The 16,914-nt window shown below is 66.2% G+C and carries 22 protein-coding genes; 12 read left to right on the forward strand and 10 right to left on the reverse strand.

Annotation, left to right across the window (positions count from 1 at the left end):
* Window positions 1–104 precede the first annotated feature (104 nt).
* The 12 genes from CHB97_RS26395 (at window position 105) to CHB97_RS13285 (ending at window position 9,989) form a co-directional block, all read left to right on the forward strand.
* Entirely contained in the window at window positions 105–284 is a 180-nt protein-coding gene (locus tag CHB97_RS26395; RefSeq protein ID WP_143270885.1) for a hypothetical protein, read from the forward strand.
* A 142-nt stretch (window positions 285–426) separates the two neighbouring features.
* Window positions 427–1,095 carry a flagellar hook assembly protein FlgD gene (locus tag CHB97_RS13240; protein WP_244559523.1) on the forward strand — a complete coding sequence of 223 codons (669 nt, stop codon included), beginning with the start codon at window positions 427–429 and terminating at the stop codon, window positions 1,093–1,095.
* A 32-nt stretch (window positions 1,096–1,127) separates the two neighbouring features.
* Entirely contained in the window at window positions 1,128–2,402 is a 1,275-nt protein-coding gene (gene flgE / locus CHB97_RS13245; protein WP_089288471.1) for a flagellar hook protein FlgE, read from the forward strand.
* Between the two features lie 5 nt (window positions 2,403–2,407).
* Window positions 2,408–2,695 (forward strand): hypothetical protein, encoded by a 288-nt coding sequence (locus tag CHB97_RS13250; protein WP_089288470.1) that lies wholly within the window; start codon window positions 2,408–2,410, stop codon window positions 2,693–2,695.
* 4 nt (window positions 2,696–2,699) lie between these two features.
* Entirely contained in the window at window positions 2,700–3,209 is a 510-nt protein-coding gene (locus tag CHB97_RS13255) for a hypothetical protein (protein ID WP_089288469.1), read from the forward strand.
* A 12-nt stretch (window positions 3,210–3,221) separates the two neighbouring features.
* Entirely contained in the window at window positions 3,222–4,967 is a 1,746-nt protein-coding gene (gene flgK / locus CHB97_RS13260) for a flagellar hook-associated protein FlgK (RefSeq protein WP_089288468.1), read from the forward strand.
* Between the two features lie 10 nt (window positions 4,968–4,977).
* Entirely contained in the window at window positions 4,978–5,868 is an 891-nt protein-coding gene (locus tag CHB97_RS13265; protein WP_160105844.1) for a flagellin, read from the forward strand.
* Between the two features lie 128 nt (window positions 5,869–5,996).
* Complete coding sequence (locus CHB97_RS13270) at window positions 5,997–6,842, forward strand: flagellin (RefSeq protein ID WP_371333049.1); 846 nt, start codon at window positions 5,997–5,999, stop codon at window positions 6,840–6,842.
* 71 nt (window positions 6,843–6,913) lie between these two features.
* The gene (gene fliD / locus CHB97_RS13275; RefSeq protein ID WP_089288465.1) at window positions 6,914–8,584 is read left to right on the forward strand and encodes a flagellar filament capping protein FliD; all 1,671 of its coding nucleotides are present in this window, start codon (window positions 6,914–6,916) and stop codon (window positions 8,582–8,584) included.
* 56 nt (window positions 8,585–8,640) lie between these two features.
* Entirely contained in the window at window positions 8,641–9,090 is a 450-nt protein-coding gene (locus CHB97_RS26400; protein WP_160105846.1) for a hypothetical protein, read from the forward strand.
* Complete coding sequence (locus CHB97_RS13280) at window positions 9,083–9,745, forward strand: sigma-70 family RNA polymerase sigma factor (protein ID WP_160105848.1); 663 nt, start codon at window positions 9,083–9,085, stop codon at window positions 9,743–9,745. Before CHB97_RS26400 ends, CHB97_RS13280 begins: the two co-directional genes overlap by 8 nt.
* A complete protein-coding gene (locus tag CHB97_RS13285; protein WP_143270883.1) occupies window positions 9,735–9,989 on the forward strand; it encodes a hypothetical protein in 255 nt (84 codons plus the stop codon). The genes CHB97_RS13280 and CHB97_RS13285 overlap by 11 nt, the downstream gene beginning before the upstream one ends.
* A gap of 373 nt (window positions 9,990–10,362) precedes the next feature.
* Here the strand turns inward: CHB97_RS13285 and CHB97_RS13290 are convergent, their stop codons facing one another.
* Genes CHB97_RS13290 through CHB97_RS13335 form a run of 10 tightly spaced genes read right to left on the reverse strand, consistent with a single transcriptional unit; the run spans window position 10,363 to window position 16,911 of the window.
* The gene (locus CHB97_RS13290; protein WP_089288462.1) at window positions 10,363–11,115 is read right to left on the reverse strand and encodes an A24 family peptidase; all 753 of its coding nucleotides are present in this window, start codon (window positions 11,113–11,115) and stop codon (window positions 10,363–10,365) included.
* On the reverse strand, window positions 11,112–11,576 hold the full coding sequence (gene gspG, locus CHB97_RS13295) for a type II secretion system major pseudopilin GspG (RefSeq protein WP_200819936.1): 465 nt from the start codon (window positions 11,574–11,576) through the stop codon (window positions 11,112–11,114). Before gspG ends, CHB97_RS13290 begins: the two co-directional genes overlap by 4 nt.
* Window positions 11,577–11,588: 12 nt before the next feature.
* Complete coding sequence (locus CHB97_RS13300) at window positions 11,589–11,996, reverse strand: hypothetical protein (protein WP_089288461.1); 408 nt, start codon at window positions 11,994–11,996, stop codon at window positions 11,589–11,591.
* Complete coding sequence (gene gspM / locus CHB97_RS13305; RefSeq protein ID WP_089288460.1) at window positions 11,993–12,583, reverse strand: type II secretion system protein GspM; 591 nt, start codon at window positions 12,581–12,583, stop codon at window positions 11,993–11,995. Before gspM ends, CHB97_RS13300 begins: the two co-directional genes overlap by 4 nt.
* Window positions 12,570–13,520, reverse strand: coding sequence for a PilN domain-containing protein (locus CHB97_RS13310; protein ID WP_089288459.1), 951 nt, complete (start codon window positions 13,518–13,520; stop codon window positions 12,570–12,572). The genes gspM and CHB97_RS13310 overlap by 14 nt, the downstream gene beginning before the upstream one ends.
* The gene (locus CHB97_RS25955; protein ID WP_143270881.1) at window positions 13,517–14,329 is read right to left on the reverse strand and encodes a hypothetical protein; all 813 of its coding nucleotides are present in this window, start codon (window positions 14,327–14,329) and stop codon (window positions 13,517–13,519) included. The genes CHB97_RS13310 and CHB97_RS25955 overlap by 4 nt, the downstream gene beginning before the upstream one ends.
* Window positions 14,313–14,939 (reverse strand): prepilin-type N-terminal cleavage/methylation domain-containing protein, encoded by a 627-nt coding sequence (locus tag CHB97_RS13320; protein WP_089288457.1) that lies wholly within the window; start codon window positions 14,937–14,939, stop codon window positions 14,313–14,315. The genes CHB97_RS25955 and CHB97_RS13320 overlap by 17 nt, the downstream gene beginning before the upstream one ends.
* Entirely contained in the window at window positions 14,936–15,328 is a 393-nt protein-coding gene (locus tag CHB97_RS13325; RefSeq protein ID WP_089288456.1) for a prepilin-type N-terminal cleavage/methylation domain-containing protein, read from the reverse strand. The genes CHB97_RS13320 and CHB97_RS13325 overlap by 4 nt, the downstream gene beginning before the upstream one ends.
* A complete protein-coding gene (locus CHB97_RS13330; protein ID WP_089288455.1) occupies window positions 15,315–15,737 on the reverse strand; it encodes a GspH/FimT family pseudopilin in 423 nt (140 codons plus the stop codon). Before CHB97_RS13330 ends, CHB97_RS13325 begins: the two co-directional genes overlap by 14 nt.
* The gene (locus CHB97_RS13335) at window positions 15,721–16,911 is read right to left on the reverse strand and encodes a type II secretion system F family protein (protein WP_089288454.1); all 1,191 of its coding nucleotides are present in this window, start codon (window positions 16,909–16,911) and stop codon (window positions 15,721–15,723) included. The genes CHB97_RS13330 and CHB97_RS13335 overlap by 17 nt, the downstream gene beginning before the upstream one ends.
* Between the last annotated feature and the right edge of the window lie 3 nt (window positions 16,912–16,914).

Raw genomic sequence — 16,914 nt, forward strand, 5'->3', positions numbered from 1 at the left:
ATCCTGGCTGCAAGGTGCGGCCAAGGCGGAGCCGACGGGTCTGCTGCTGCGCGATGACATCCTGATGGTTCACAACGCAGCAAGATGGGTACAATCACGGTGGTGTGAGCAAGCTTGATGACCACGGCCCTTGGGATGGTGCAGAAGCGCTGGCTCTGGGCGTGGTCGAGGCAGGGCAGAACCGCCTTTGCCGCCCTATTCATGAAGCATCTGAAAAGGCGGCCATTAGGGAGGAAAAATTTACCCACCCCCTCGGAATTTTTTGCCGGGAAATTATTTCCTAGTATTGGTGACAGTGAAATAAAGCCAATCCCATAGAATTTCAGTATTCGATAATATTTCCAAAAAAACCGCGCCCGACTTTTTCAGGGCTGCCGTTGAACCTTGTGAGAGCGGTTATTCCGCATGTCACCTGGGAGACGGTCGATGAGCATTTCCTCAGTCAGCAGCACCAGCACCAGCAGCAGCAGCACAGTCAGCAGCAGCAGCAGTTCGAGCTCGACCTCGGGTCTGGGTGACTTCAACAGTATGCTGACCTTGCTGTTGAAACAGCTGGAAACCCAGGATCCGACCGATCCGATGGATACGTCGACCTATACCTCCCAGCTTGTCTCCATGTCGCAGCTGGAGCAGCAGTCGCAAACCAACGACCTGCTGACGGAAATGCAGGGAACCCTTTCCGGACTGATGAGCAGCAACGTCGCCTATGGCTATCTTGGCCAGACGGTGGAGGTGGAGGGCGACACGGCACCCCTGCAGAACGGGGCCGCCAGTTGGAAATACGACCTGCCCTCGGGTGCCGACGAGGTGACGGTCACCATCACCGATGCCAATGGCAAAAATGTCTATAGCGGCGAGGCCTCCGCCGATGCCGGGACCAACAGCTTTACCTGGGATGGAACCCTGGCGGACGGCAGCAAGGCAACCAGCGGCGCCTTCACCCTCTCGGTCACGGCGAGCAGTGACAATGTCAACAGCAAGGTGGACCCCCGCGCCGTCGGCAAGGTCACCAGCGTCGATAGTTCCAGCGGAACGGCGACCCTCTCCCTTGGTGCTGTCACCACCTCCATCGACGATGTCGTCAACCTGGCCTGACCCGATCGGCATCCGCAGGAAGGAACAAAATCATGAGCATCACCAATGCGCTCAGCATCGCCACGTCGGGCCTGCAGGCCCAATCGGCGGCCTTCAGTTCGATTTCATCCAACATCGCGAATGTCAGTACCGTTGGCTACAAGGCCAGTTCCACCAGCTTTGAGTCCCTGCTGAGCGACAGCAGCGGCGATAGCACCGGCATCGGCGGCGTCACCGGCACCAACAGCCAGAACATCTCTGCCCATGGCGATATCGAGGGGACGGGCGTTGCCACAGAAATGGCCATCGACGGCAACGGGTTCTTTGCTGTCACCGCATCCAGCAGCAGTTCGCAAATATACTACACACGCGATGGATCGTTCCAAACCGACGATAATGGGTATCTGGTCAATGATGCTGGATACACGCTGAGCGGCTGGGCCCTGGACGAGAATGGCAATATCGCCGCCGCCAACCGGTCCAGCACCCAAAGCCTGGCGCCGATCAATCTGGCGGACATTTCCGGCGCACCGCAGCCAACCGCGGCCATCGACCTGACAGCCACGCTGCCGGCCGACGCTGCGATCGGCGACGCCTTTGTCACCGATGCGGAGATCTATGACAGCCTCGGCACGGCGCATAGCGTCTTATTGACCTGGACCAAGACGGCCGAGAATGAATGGACCGCGCAGGCCGGTGACCCGGCATCGCCCGCCAGCACCGATGTCGTGACCGGGACCAGCGACGCCAGCGTCATCGCCCTGACCTTCAACACCGATGGCAGCCTTGCCTCTGTCAACCCATCTCCGGCCCAGCTCGGCTTTTCCGGCTGGACCAGCGGGGCAGCCGACAGCGCCATCACCCTGGATTTCGGCACCATTGGCCGGTCTGACGGGGTGCGCCAGAGCAGCAGCACAGACGGTAATCCCAAGGTTTCCGGCTTCAAAGCCGATCAGGATGGCTGGTCGGCCGGTACCTTGAAGGATGTCACCATTAATGCCGATGGCACGGTGATGGCCAATTTCGATAATGGCCAGTCCCGCGCGGTCTACAAGATCCCCATCGTCACCTTCACCAATCCCGAGGGGCTGGACAGTGTGTCGGGCACCGTCTACAGCGCCACCGCCTATTCCGGGCAGTACCAGTTGAAAGAGGCGGGAAGCGACGGGGCCGGTGGTATCCGGGCGGAATCGCTGGAACATTCCACAGCCGATACCGCCACGGAAATGACCCGCATGATCTATGCCCAGCAGGCCTATTCCGCCGCTGCCAAGGTCGTGACGGCCGCCCAGGAGATGATGGATACCATCATCCAGGCCAAGCGGTGACCGCCATGGATGGGCTTTTCACCCAGGAACACCAGCAGCGCTATCTGGCCATGCTGGAGGCCGAGCAGCAGCGGCTGGCGCGCCGCGTTGAGATGCTGCTGTCGGCCAATGTGGCGCCAGACGATCCGCTGCGTCTGGCCCTGCTGGACGATCTGCAGAGCCATATGGACCGGCTGAATGCCGAACTGGCCATGGTCGGCAGCACCCTGACCCGCCAGCGCGGCCGCCAGAAGGCCGTCGGCCGCTATCTGCAGGCCAACAGCTATGGCAACCAGCGCAGCTTCAAAGGATGATGCGATGATCGGCAAGATGCTGTTGCCCTTCGGTCGACAGACCCCTGTGCCCGCACAGGAAGAAGGGGCTCCCCAAGCCCTCGCCCCCGCTCCGGCCGCTGCCGCGCCGGCTGCAACCCCCTTGGACCTGGTTCGCCAGTCCATGGCGCGGCTGGCCGCCCAGGTTGCTGCCGGCCCGCACCGGCCCGACAGGCTGCGGACCATGGCCACGGCCCTGCGTGACCTGCGCGACGGTGTCTCGGTCCTGAATATCCAGTTGGCCCAGGCAAAGGCGCGGGGGGACAGCGATGCCGTTGCCAGCTGGCAGCCGGTGGTGGCGGAGGCCCTGGCCCAAGCCCAGCAGGTACTGCCGCTGTTGAAGGCGGAGTTGACGGCCCGGCGCGGCAGGCTGGGGGCCCTGGTCACCGTGACGCGGCAGCGCGCCCAGGTTGAACAGGGATACAAGCCCCTGCGCGGCCACCGTATCGGCCTGGTTGAACGCCAGGTCCGCCATTGCGTGCATCTGGTGGTCTGAGGAAGGAAACCCATGTCGACGCTGCGCACCGCCGGCCTGATCGCCCAGTCGGGCCTGACCGCCTCCCAGGCCGCCCTGACGGTCACGGCGGCCAATGTCGCCAATGCCGACACGGAAAATTACACCCGAAAGACAGCCACGCGGGAAACCGCGACCGTCAATGGCAGCCAAAGCGGGCTTTCGGTCAATGTCACCGGCCTGTCGCGCGACGTCGATATTTTTCTCACCCGCCAGATTGTGTCCGCCACCAGCGCTTCAAGTCAGGCCACAGTCATGGCCGACTATCTGGCGCAGGTGGAATCTGCCCATGGCAGCGTTTCCAGCAACAATGACAGCGGCACCATCGCCAGTGCCATCACGGCCGCCGGCACGGCGCTGGCCGGTCTGGCCGCCGCTGCCGGCGACAGCACCAGCGCCCGGACAAGCGTGGATGCGCTGGCCGATATTGCGCAGAGCCTTCAGGACGCATCGGCCGGACTGCAATCCATCCGGCAGAGCGCCGACCAGCAACTGGCCGATACGGTGGAAACCGCCAACAGCGCCATCCAGACCATCGCTGATCTGAATGACAGCATCGTCACCGCCCGGGCCGCCGGCCGGTCCACAGCCGATCTGGAGGATCAGCGCGATGAAGCCCTGAAATCCCTGGCCGGCGTGATGGATGTCAGTTACAGCCTGGATGGCGATGGCCGTATGCAGGTCTTTACCGGGTCGGGTGCCGCCCTGGTCACCACCCGCCCGCACCTGCTGTCCTTCACCGCCGCCAGCAGCATCAATGCCGATACCCTGTATAGCGAGGGCGACCTGTCGGGCGTCATGCTCAATGGCCGGGACATATCGGACAGCATCTCGTCAGGGTCGCTGCGCGCATTGCTGGATGTCCGCGACGGCGTGACCGTGGATGAACAGGCGCGTCTGGACACCCTCGCCACGTCGCTGATCGACACATTGAACAGCATCGCCAACCAGGGCACCGCCTATCCTGTGGTCACGGCCCTGACCGGCACCACCAAGCTTGCCGCCACCGATGCGCTGACCGGCAGCGGCAGCTTTACCCTGGTGTCAGTCGGCAGCGATGACAAGGTGACCGCCAGCCTGAACATTGACCTGTCCACGCTGACCAGCGTCCAGGATCTGCTGGATACCATCAATGCCGATGGCACCTTCACAGCCAGCCTGACCAGCGATGGCATGTTGCGCCTGACCGCCGCCGACGGGTCCGGCCTCGCCATCGACCAGGGGGACAGCGCCATCACCCCCGATGGCGACGGAATCTCGGCCTTTTTCGGCCTGAACGACATTCTGATCGGCACTGGGGCCGACGATATCCGCCTGAAACCGGCACTGGCCGATGACCCGGACCTGATGCCGACCGGCGCGCTGGCCAGCACAATTGTCGGCAGCCGCGCCGTCTCGTCGGGCGATACCAGCACCGCCGCCGCCCTGGCCGATGCCTTTACCGACAGCCGCAAATTCCCCAGCGCTGGCGGCCTTTCCAGCCGCAGCGCCAGTTTTTCGGCCTATGCCGGCGATCTGGCCGCCACGGCGGCCCGCAGCGCCAGCAATGCCGCAACCAAGGCCACCACGGCCACCACCACCACCACCGATCTGCAATCCGCCTTTGCCAGCCAATCCGGTGTCAATCTTGATGAAGAAACGGCCACCATCCAGTCGCTGGAGACTGCCTATCAGGCAGCGGCGCGCGTCATGTCGGCGCTCCAGACAATGTATGACGAACTTATCAATATGGTCCGATAGGAGGAAACCCATGCGCATTTCCACCTATGGCCAGCATCAGACGCTGGTCCAGAACATGACCAGCCTGCAGGGTCGGGTCGCCGAAGCCCAGATCCAGCAGGCCTCCGGTCTTACCAGTTCCAGCCTTTCCGGGCTGGAGGGGCAGGCCAAGACCCTGCTGAACCTGGAAGGCGAACTGACGCGCAGTGCTGGCTATATCGCCAATGGCGATGCCGCCATCGCCCGGTTAAGCAGCACCTATGCCGCCATGCAGAGCGTCAACGCCATCGCCACCCAGGTGCGCAGCCTGACCACCAGCTACACCGATGCCACCGATCTGACCGGATTGCAGGCCCAGGCCAAGGGATTGCTGGAGGATCTGGCCGCGACGCTGAACCAGCCCTATGCCGGCCAATATCTGTTCGCCGGCACGGCGACCAACACCAAACCCGTCGATCTTGCCCAGCTTGCGCCGGCCACCGTGCCCGCCACGGCTGACACATCCTATTACCAGGGGGATGGGGGTACCTTGTCGGCCAAGATCGCCGACAGCCAGACGGTTCCCTATGGTGTCCGCGCCGATGACCCTTCCATCGAGGCGCTGGTCCGCGCGCTGAACATCCTGGCCACGGCGGATCCCCTGGATCAGGCCGCCCTGACGCAAGCGGGCACCCTGGGCGAACAGGCGGCCAGCGGCACGGCCACCATCCTGGAAACCCTGTCGAGCCAGAGCAACCGCATCCAGGATGTGGTGGATGGTCAGACCGACGTTCAGCTTTATGCCGAAAGCTGGATCAGCGACATCCGGGAGGTCGATGTCGTCGCCGTGCAGACACAGCTTTCGATGCTGGAAACCTCGCTGGAAGCGACGATGCAGACCATTGCGACGTTCCAGCGGCTCAATCTGGCCGATTATCTGTAGGCGGACACGGCTTCAAAAAAACCGCGCCCGAGAATCACCAAAGCGCCGTTGAACCATTTGAGGGGAGGTAGGCCTTCCGGAATGGCCGGTCCGGCTCCCGTTCCCCCGCCCACTCCATAGGGAGGTATATGATGTCGTCGATTGTCACCAACACCGCTGCCAACTCGGCCTTGCGCTATCTCAGCAACAACAGCACCGCGCAAAGCAGTTCGGTCTCCAAGCTTTCCAGCGGGTCGCGCATCACCAGCGCTGCCGATGATGCTTCGGGCCTGGCCGTTGGCACCAAGATCAAGTCGGACGTCACCGCCTTGAAGCAGGCGGCCACCAATGCCTCCAACGGATCGTCGATCCTGCAGGCGGCCGATGGTGGCATGGCCCGTATCGGCGACATCCTGCAGCGCATGAAATCACTGGCGACCCAGTCCATGGCAGGCACCGTTGGTGACAATGAACGCGCCTATATCGACGCCGAATACCAGCAATTGATCGAAGAAATTGACGGCATCGCCACCGGCACCCGCTTCAATGACAATAGCCTGCTGACCAATACCGGTGCCGCCGCTGATGCCACGGACTGGCAGGGTGGCGTCACCTTCGTCGTGGGTTCCAATGTGTCCGACACGATCACAGTCACCATCACCGCCGTGGATTCCACGGCACTGGCGCTGAATGCCACCGATGTCGGGACAGAAACGACGGCGACGGCGGCGATCACAGCGCTGGATACGGCCATCTCGGACGTGTCAAAGGCGCGGGCCAATGTCGGCGCGCAGATTTCCCGCTTTGACTATCACGGACAGATGATCGAGACCTCCATCGAAAACCAGGAAGCCATCCAATCGTCGATCATGGATGTCGATGTCGCATCGGAACAGACGAAGCTCTCCAATGCGGAGGTTCTGACACAGGCGGCCATCGCCGCCCTTGGCAAGGCCAACGAAATGCCGTCGCAACTCCTCTCTCTGCTCCGCTGACGTCCGCAGGACACCGGGAAGGGCCAGTCCCCTGGCCTTCCCGGCGTCACTGAACATGAAGGCTGCCCGCTATGGCCATCTCCTCCACCACGTCGACCAGCAGCACGGCCGCAACCAGCACCACCGCGTCCAGCGTCACGGGCATTGATTATGATGCGCTGGTGCAGACGGTGGTCGCGGCCAAGACGCTGCCGGCCGACCGCATCGATGTGCAGGTGACCAAGAACGAGGCCAAGATCCAGGCGTACCAGGAGATGCAGTCGCTGACGGCGACGCTGACCGATGCCGCCAACGCCTTGCGGATGCCGGAAGGCTATAGCAGCAGCAGCGATGATCTGTTTGACCAGCGGACCGCCTATGTCACCGGTTCCAGCGATGCGTCCTCCCTGCTGGGGGTCAGCGTTGCCAATGGCACCGATCTGGGCAGCCACTCGGTTGAAATCCTGCAACTGGCGACGGCGCAGAAGATCGCGTCCGGCAATCAGGCATCGGCCGGCACAGCTTTGGGCCTGTCCGGCAGTTTCACCATTGCCGCCGGCAGCGGCACGGCCCAGACCATCAACCTGACGGCCACCAGCACCCTGACCCAACTGGCAGCCGCCATCAATGACACCAGTGCTGCCAGCGGTGTTTCCGCCAGTGTGCTGAAGGTTTCCGATGCAGAATACCGGCTGGTGCTGACCGCCAGGGAAAGCGGGCAGTCGATCAGCCTCGCCGGCGATGATGACGGCATCCTGACCGGCCTGGGCCTGACCGACAGCGACGGGGCCATCGCCAATGAACTGGTTGCCGCCCAGTCGGCGATCCTGAATGTCGATGGGGTGCAGGTCACCCGCACCACAAACAGCATCAGCGATATCTGGGACGGGGTGACGCTGGACCTGTATGGCGCGTCGGCGGGGACCAGCCTGACGGTGGAGATCGGCAGCGATCTTTCCGCCATCAAGACCGGCATTGTGGCGTTTGCCGACGCCTATAACGCCTTGCGCGATTTCGTGCTGACCCAGCAATCCACCAGCAGCACCGATGAAAATGGCGACACGACGCAATCCGCGCTGTTTGCCGACAGTTTGATGCGACAGATCGCAACCTCGCTGGCCACATCGCTGAACCATCAGGATGGCACCAACTCGCTGGCCACGCTTGGCATCACGCTGGACCGTGACAACAAGATGGTCATCAACGAGGATACGCTGGACAATGCCCTGCTCTCCAACCTGGATGCCATCCAGTCGCTGCTTGGCTTTTCCATGGAAAGCAGTTCCACCAGCATGATGCTGCTGCGCCGGCCAACAACGCTGGCGGCAAATGACTTCACCCTCGACATCACTGTCGATACGGCCGGCGCCATCACCAATGTTGCCGTTGATGGCGATAACAGCAAATTTACCGTCAACGGCACCCGTATCACCGGCGCCGAAGGCACGGAATTTGCTGGGTTGGTTTTTGTGTATACCGGCAGTTCCGCCTCGGTCGATATCAAGCTGACCAGCGGCATTGCCGATCAGATCTACCAGACGGGGACGCTGGCATCCGACAGCGCCACCGGATCCTTGCAAAGCAAGATCGACGATCTGGGAGACTATAACAGCGACCTGGAAAGCCGGGCCGCCGACATCCGCACCAAGGCGGAAACGTATGGAGAAAATCTCCGCGAATATTATGCCCGGCTTGAGGCAAAGGCCCAGACCGCGAAACTTCTGCTGAAACAGCTCGAAGCGGCAAGCAACACGGACGACTGACCCGCCTCGCCCCTTTTCCGGGCAAACCAATTTCACTGATCTGATGGGGTATCGGGATGCCGAGCAATCCCTATTCAAAGGCGACCGGCGCCTATCGCAGCGCCAATCTGACCTTGCCGCCTGTGCGCGGAATCGCTGCCCTGCTGGAACGCTGCCAGCAGCACGCCGCCGCCGCCAGTCGTCATGCGGGCGAGGGTTCATTTGACCTCTATGCGCGCGAGATTGATGCCGCGATCAATATTCTGACCGGCCTGTCGCTCTATGTCGGCGCCTATCTGCCGGCACCGGATGCGCAAGGGTGGCAACAGATGCTGTCCGGCCTGATCATGGCCTTGGGCCGATCGGCTGCCGGGCAGGATGTGGCGCAGCGTGTCCGGGCCTGTCATGACCGGATCGCGTCGCTGCGCCTGCTCTGGATCAAGCTGGCCGGATTTGACCGGCAGGAGCCGCCGCCCCTGTATCCGGTCCCCCGCCGCCCCCTGCTGGCGGGGGACCGGCATGGATGATCTCTCTATCGCGCCACGTCGGGGGGCAAAGCCGGCCGCGCCCACGGCGCCGCGGCAACCATTATCCGCACCGGGTGGGGCCGATCTGGCGCAGGCCAGCGACGAAGACCTGATGCTGCGTGTCCAACAGGAAGATGTGGCCGCCTACCGCGAAATCGTGCGCCGCTATCTGAAACGTATCTATGCCGTGGCAAGGCGCATCCTGCCGCATGATTGCGATGCAGAGGATGTTGTGCAGGATGCGTTCCTGCGTGTCTGGAGCCATCGTGACAGTTGGGCACCGGGGGCGGCGCGTTTCACCACCTGGTTGCATCGCATTGTTATCAACCGCGCCATCGATTATCGCCGCCGGCCCATCGACAGCGGGCTGGAAGAGGTTGCGGAACCGGCCGATGACCGGCAGGGCTTCGATCAGGCCATTTTTCAAAACCAACTTTATGCCGCCCTGGAATCCGCCCGCACACGTCTGCCTACTAGCCAGCAGGTAGCACTGGCCCTATATTATAACCAGGGGCTGACAGCGGCCGAAGTCGGTACAGTCATGGGGCTGACGCAAAGTGCTGCTGAAGGGCTGTTGAAGCGGGCGCGCCAACAGCTTCGTAATGTGTTCGCCCGGTCAGCCATTCGTGCGCGAGATGCTTTTGATGACCCTTGACGAGATGTGCGGAGAGTTCGAGGGGCTGCTCTGTCGTTATGGCGGCGGCCTGAAAGACTGGCCGGAGGATATCCGGCCGGTGCTGCTCCGTTACCTGCGGCAATCCTATGATGCGCGCCGCCGTGTGGTGGAGATGCGTCGTATGGAGGCGATGCTGTGCGACGATCCCCCCGATTTGGCCCTGCCCGACGGGCTGGAGGATCGGATCATCGGCGCCATGCTGAAACTGAAGGCGCAGGGGTAGCAGCCACAGGCCGCACCCATGGCGATGGGGACTGTCCGGTGCGTTTTGCGACCGGCAGGCTGTTGGCTGCCCACGCGGCGTAGCCAAGCCAGCGGAGGCCGGCGCCGGCGATTGAGGCGCACGAAAGCGTGACCATCGGTCATGATTTCCTGCCGCTGGCATGACAGTGCCATTCCACCGCTCCAACATACCCCTGCTTCCGTCGCCCTGGGCGCGTCCGGATGCTTGTCATTATCTGTTGCACGTGCGAATGCCGATTGTCCTGTCGCAGAAAATGCGCTGTTGCTGAAGGCGGCGCCCGGCGATTGAGGGAACGGGTAACGACCAGGAGCGATAGCTCCTGGTCTCAAGCCAGTATCGGCCGGCCCGCTGATCACCGCAGCGGCCCCACCAGCACCAGGATGAACAGGGCCAGACAGAGGGCGGGGCCGAAGGCGATGACATCGCCAGCCTCCCCGGCATCGGTCCCGCCCCAGCGGCGGGCCGCCAGCAGGTGTGCGATGCCAGCCCCGCCGGACAGAATCAGGAAAAGCGGCAGGCCGGCCAGCCCCAGCCACAGCCCAGCCACCGCCATCAGTTTTACATCGCCCAGCCCCAGCGCTTCCCGCCCCTTCCAGCGGCTGACCAACAGGCGCAGGGCCAAGGCCAGCCCGCCATAAAGCCCCGCCGCCGCCAGATGGTCGGCCCACAGCGCCGGCACATCCTGCCAGCCAAGCCAAAGCAGCCCGGCCAGTCCCGCCAGCGTCACGCCACTGTCCGGCAGGTAATGCCATTGCGCATCCACCAGGGCCAGGAACAGCAGTGCCGTACCCAGCCAGGCCAGCAACAACGCCTCCACCGGATCGACAAACCAGAGCGCGCAGGCGAGCCAGAGCAGCGCCGTTGCCGCCTCCACCAGCGGGTAAAGGGCGGCCACCCGGCCGCCGCAATGCCGGCAGCGCCCGCGCGACAGCAGGAAGGACAGCACGGGCAGCAGGTCCGCCACGCCCAGCCCATGGCCGCAGGCGGGACAGGCCGAGCGGCCCCACACCGTCACCCCGCGCGGCAGCCGCCAGGCCATGGCGGCGATGAAACTGCCGAAGCAGGCACCCAGCAAGGTGAAAAAGGCGGTTTCCAGCCCGGTCATGGCGCCGGTGGCATGGCGATATCGGCGTCCGCCCCGCTGCCGCCCGGCTTGCCATCGGCGCCCAGGCTGATGACGCGGGCGACGCGGCCGCCGGCATCCACCTCATAAAGAAAGGGGCGGTCCCAGGGGTCGTTGGGCAGGGCCCCTTCCAGATAAGGGCCCATCCAGCGCCGCCCCACCGCCGCATCACGCGGGGGGGCGACCAGCAGGGCCAGCCCCTCCGCCTTGGTCGGGAAGCGCCCCAGATCCAGATACAGCGTATCGAGTGCCGTTTTCAGCACACGGGCCTGGGCCGTGGCCGCCGTCACCTTGCCGCGATCGACATTGGATAAAAGCCGCAAGCCCACCAGCCCCAGCAGCAGGCCGATAATCACCAGCACCACCAGCATTTCCAGCAGGGTGAAGCCGGCTTGCCGGCGGCGAAGGGGGCGAAGCGCTGCGGGCAGCCGACGCATGGTCATGGTCCATTTTCCTTAATGTGATTGTGGCAGCACGGCACCCACGGGCAGCCGGATCTCAACACCTTCCGGCCCGGCCAGCCGCACGGCCCCCGGCTCCACTGCCTGTAAGCGCCAGCCGGCCAGTTCCTGCCCCAGCAGCCAGGGCCGGGCCGCGCCGCCCTGCAGCAGCAGCGCCCGGCCCCCGCCTGTGCGGCCCACCACCGCGCCGACCAGCCGCAGCTCCCCCGAAGGCACCGTGCTGGCTTGGGTGGCCGTCACCTCCCCCCGGCGCGACGGCGTGAACAGGGGCCGTTCCACCAGGGCCGACAGGCTGGCCGGTGGCGGCAGATGATAATCCGCCTCTGCCAGCGGATCGGCGGCCAGCGCCGGCAGCGGGGCGGGCAGCAGCAGCAACCCCAGAAGCAAAACCCGTTTCATCATTCCGCCCCCCCCGGCACCGGTTGGCGCAATCCGCTGACGGTGAGCGTGAGCGACAGGGGCGCCCCGGCCTCCCCACCGGCGGCCAGCCGCATCCCCACCACGATCAGCCGTGGCTGCCCGCCTTCCAGCCCGTGCAACAGGTCGCGCAGCTGGGCATGGCTGACGGCGGCATCCAGCCGGGCGGTGATGCGCTGATCACCGCCCGCCGCTTCCGGCAGGTCCACCGGCTCCACCAGCCCGGTGCCGATCAGCCGCCCGCCCACAGCGGCCAGCCGCTGGCCCAGCAGGGCCTGAAGGCTGGCGGCAGCCAGATCGGGGCTGTCACCGGGCAGGTAATCCGCCGGCAACCCGTCCAGGGTGGCCAGCGCCGCCTGTTCGGCCAGCAGCCTTTCCACCCGCCCCGCCAGGGTGCCCTGGGCCTGGCGCTGCAGTTCGGCCGCCTGAATGGCGGCGCGCTGTTCCAGCAGCAGATCGGTCAGCGGCCAGACCAGCAGCAGCAGGAACAATAGCCCCAGCCCGGCACTGATACCCAGATAGAGCCGGCGGGCGGTGACCGGATCGGCCAGCATCCGTTCAAGCGGGTTCATCAGCGCTCACCATGAAAGAAAGGTGGAAACGGTCGCGCCCGGCATCGGCCCGCAGCAAGGCCGCTTCAAACCGCACATCCTGCAGGCCGGGGGCGGCGGCCAGCAGGGCCGGCAGGGCCGCCCCATCACCGCTATAACCCAGCAGATGCACCCGCCCGCCTTCCAGGCGCAGTTCGGTCAGATAGCTGTTATCGGGCAGCAGCCGGCTCAACCGGTCCAGCAGCAGCACCATGCTGGGGGCCGCCCGGCGGGCGCTGACGGCGGCCAGCGTGTCGGCCCGCAGCCGGGCCAGCCGGATGCCCAGGCTGCGGGCCTGTGCCGCCTCCATCTCCCCGGCCGCCAATTCGGTGCGTAACTGCGACAGGCGGCCCTCCTGCAGCACGGCCAGCGACAAAGGCGGGGCCAATAATAACAAGGCCAGTAGCAGCAGGCGCGGCGGCACCCGCGCGCGCTTCGGTTCGCCAAAGGGCAGAAGGCTGCCATCGGCCAGCAACACGCCCACAGGCAGCGCCAGACCCTGGGCCGTGGCCGCCGTCAGGGCCGGGGCCAGCCGGCTGCGGGCCAGCAGGGAGACCCGCACCCGCAACTGGCCGGCATCCGCCGCCGGCCCCGCCACCTGCGCATCATAAAGGGCGGCATCGGCGGAAAGCGGGGTCCAATGGCCCAACTGCATCCCCACCACCCGGCGCAGATGGGCGGCCGCCCCGGCCGGTACTTCGCGTTCCAGTACCAGGGGGCGCACATCGCCCAGCAGCAGCCGCCAGGGCCGCTTATGCCGGGGGGTGCCCCCCCCAGCGGATGGCGTCAGCGTGCTGCCATCCCACTGCCAGCGGGCCGGTTCCGGCCCATCGGCCACCAGCCAGCCCGGCAGGGCATCCTTGGTGCGCTGCCACCACCAGCCGGCCAGCCGCCGCAGCATGTCGCCCGCGCTGTTCATGATGCCTCTTCCATCAAGCTGATCTCCGGCGCCGGCTCGCGCCATTCCAGAATGCGAAAAGCCTGGGTGCCCTGAATGGTGATCCAGACCACGGCTTCGGTCGTGGCCAGCGCCCCCTCTGGCGTGCGGGCCGCCACCCGCAGGGTGAACAGGCTGCTGGGCGGGCCACCCGGCATCAGCCCCAGCCCGGCCAATGCCGCCGCATCGCCAGCATCCCGCAGCCCTGCCAACCCCGGCCAGCGGGCGCGCAGCCCTGGTGCCATGGCGGACAGGCGCAGCTTGCCATCGGCCATGGCCGGCCCATGCACGGTGAGACAGGGGTAAAGCCGGGCGAAGCCATCGGGCGACAGCGCCGACCCCAATTCCAGCACGCTATGCCAGGGTTCCCCCGTCTGCCGGCGGCGCTGCAGGGCCTGGGTCAGCGCCGACAGGTCAGCCGCTGGCAGCACGGCCCCGGCCACCGCCAGGAGGCGCGCCGATGGGGTGCGGTTCAAATCCAGCCGCCCCGCCTCGTCCCACAGCCACAGGGTCAACGTGCCTTCCGGTTCTGCCACGCTCAACGGGGTGCCATTGGCGGGCAGGCGGCGGGTGGGGTCGGGATGCACGGCCAGCATCACGCCCTGGCTGAGGCCGGTTTCCAGCAGCGCGCGGGCGACGGCGATCTGGTCGGCACCGATCTGCCGGTTGATGGCGCGCTCTGCCGTGGTGGCGATGCCGGCGGCCAGCAGGGCCAGCCCCATCGCCACCCATAGCGCCATCGGCAGGGCGATGCCGCGCTGGCGGGAACGGTTTTCAACCCTGGCGGTCACGGCACCAGCCCTCCCCCAGCGTCAGCACGCAGCCCCGGTCGGTATCGGTGCGCACCGGCACCACCAGGGCCGGCAGTTCCCGCCCGCCCGCTTCCACCGACAGGCGCACCAGCCGGGGCCAGTGCTTGGCATCGGCCCAATCCGCCACCCAGCCATGACGCGGATCGTCCCCGCGATAGGAGAGGCGGAAGCGGTAATCGCCTTCCGCCAGCACGGTCTGATAGGGCGGCTGGCCGGACCGGGTCTGGCGGTAAAGCAGCCGCCCTTCCTCCACCAGGATGGCGGCAAAGGCCAGCCCGCCCCGGCCCGGCAGCGGCGCATCCACCAGCGGGAATTCCAGCCTTTCAGCCCTGGCGACCAGCCAATAGCGTTCGCCGCCGGGGGCCAGTTCGGTCAAGGGCAGGGCGCGGCTGATCTGCCGGCGCAGCACATCGCGCAGCAGGAACATATCCTCCGCCCGGTCGGCCTGCGCCATTACCCGGCCGCGTGCCCTGCCCAGGGTGCCGAGTGCTGTGGCGGCCACCGCCAGCACCAGCCCCAGCACAATCAGGGCCACCATGGCTTCCAGCAGGGTGAAACCCGCCTGATTCTTGCGCAACGGCCGCCTCATGGTGCCGCCACCAGCTTGGTGGTGGCCAGTGACAGCACCGGCCCCGCCGCATCAGCCACACTGATTTCCACCCGATAAGCGGCCATGCCGCGCGCGGCGGCGGCATCAAAGGGCGGGTCCAGCCGGGGGGTGACGCGCAGGGTCCAGCGCCAGTCGCCGCTATGGCCCGGATAATCACCGGGGGTCAGGCGCTGTTCCACGCCCAGGGCGGCAAACTGCGCCTCGGCAATGCTCTGGGCCAGGGCACGGCGTTCCACCGACCGTGCCGCCCGCCCGCCGCCGGACATCAGGCTATAGGCCGGGCCCAGCACCAGGGCCAGCAGCAGCAGGGCCAGCATCGCCTCCAGCAGGGTAAAGCCCGCCTGTCCACGGCGGTCAGCGCGCATCATGCACCACCCGGCCGGTCAGCCAATCGACAGCGATGGCGCGTTCACCCCCGTGCGGACCCCGCAGCCGGATTTCCGCCCCGCTGGCGCTGCCATCGGGCAGGAAGCGCAGCCGGGCCAGCCCATCCGCCCCCCGCTCCACCTCCCCCACCAGGGTCAGGCTGGTGCCCTGCGAAAGCCCGTGCGCGTCCAGGCTGATCTCCACCACGCGGCCCTGGCGCACCGCCTGATCGCGGGCTGCGGCCAGCCGGCTGGCAAGAAGGCGCGCATCGCCATCCAGCCTGGCCCCGCCCGATGCCAGACGCGGCGCCACCAAAGCCGTCGCCACGCCCAGCAGCAGCAGCACGACCAGCATTTCCAGCAAGGTGAAACCCGCCTGCCGGCGGCGGGGCCGCTCAGAAAGCCAGATCATTGATCGATACCAGGGCCAGCAGGATGGAAACGACGATGCCGCCGACAAACAGCGCCAGCAGCAGGATCAGGGCCGGCTCCAGCAAAGCCAGGAAGCGCTTGATGGCGGTTTCCAGCTTGTCCTCATACATCTCCGCCAATTGTTCCAGCACCTCGGCCAGCCGGGCGCTCTGCTCGCCCACGCCGATCAGGGTGACGGCCAGATCGGGCAGCGGGTGGCCCGGCGGCAGGGCGGCGGTCAGCCCGCGCCCGTCGCGCACCCCGTCGCGCATGGCAAGCAGGGTGGCGGACAGCACGCGGTTGCCCGCCATATCGGCTGCCAGTTCCAGGGCGCGCGGCAGGGCGACGCCGGCCCGCAGCAGCACCGACAGGCCGCGCGCCAGCCGGGCCAGCCCGGCCATTAGCACCATGCCGCCGACCAGTGGCAGGCGCAGCAAGGTGCGGTCGCGCCAGGGTGCCAGCCCCGGCCGCCGCCAGACCAGCCAGCCGCAAAGGCCCAGGGCCAGCAGCCCCGCCAGCGCCACATCGCCCCAGGCCAGCATGAAGCCGGACAGGGCCAGCACCAGTTCCGTCGCCGGCGGCAGGGCCTTGTGGGCATTGGCGAACAAGGGCGCGAATTGCGGCACCACATGCAGCAACAACAACATCAGGGAGCCGACGGCGACGAAACACAGTACCGCCGGATAGATCAGGGCCGACGTGACGGCGCGTGTCACCCGCCGCTGCCGCTCCAGTAGTAAACAGAGCTGCTCCAATACCATATCCAGGGCACCGGCCCCTTCGCCGGCCCGCACCATGGCGGCGTAAAGCGGCGGGAAGCCGCCGGCCCGCGCCAGCGCCTCCCCCAGCCCCGCCCCGCCACGCAGCCGTTCCAGCGCCTCCCGCAGACCGGGGCGCAAGGGTTGCGGGGCCAGCCCATCGGCCAGCAGGGCGAGAGCGCGTTCCAGCGGCAGCCCGGCCTTCAGCAACAGGCGCAGTTCCCGGCTGAACAGCAGCAGATCGCCCGCCCCCGGCCCGGAGGAGGTGATCAGCCGCCGCCCCACCGGGGCCACCTTCACCGGCAACCAGCCCTGGCCGCGCAGCCAATCCAGCAGCGCGGCTGCATCGGCGGCCTGCCGCCGGCCGCTGCGTTGCTGCCCGCCGCCATCCAGCGCGGTATAGTGGAATTCCGGCATGGG

Origin of the sequence: Azospirillum sp. RU38E (genome assembly GCF_900188385.1) — a bacterium.
In the GTDB taxonomy this organism is placed as follows: domain Bacteria; phylum Pseudomonadota; class Alphaproteobacteria; order Azospirillales; family Azospirillaceae; genus Niveispirillum.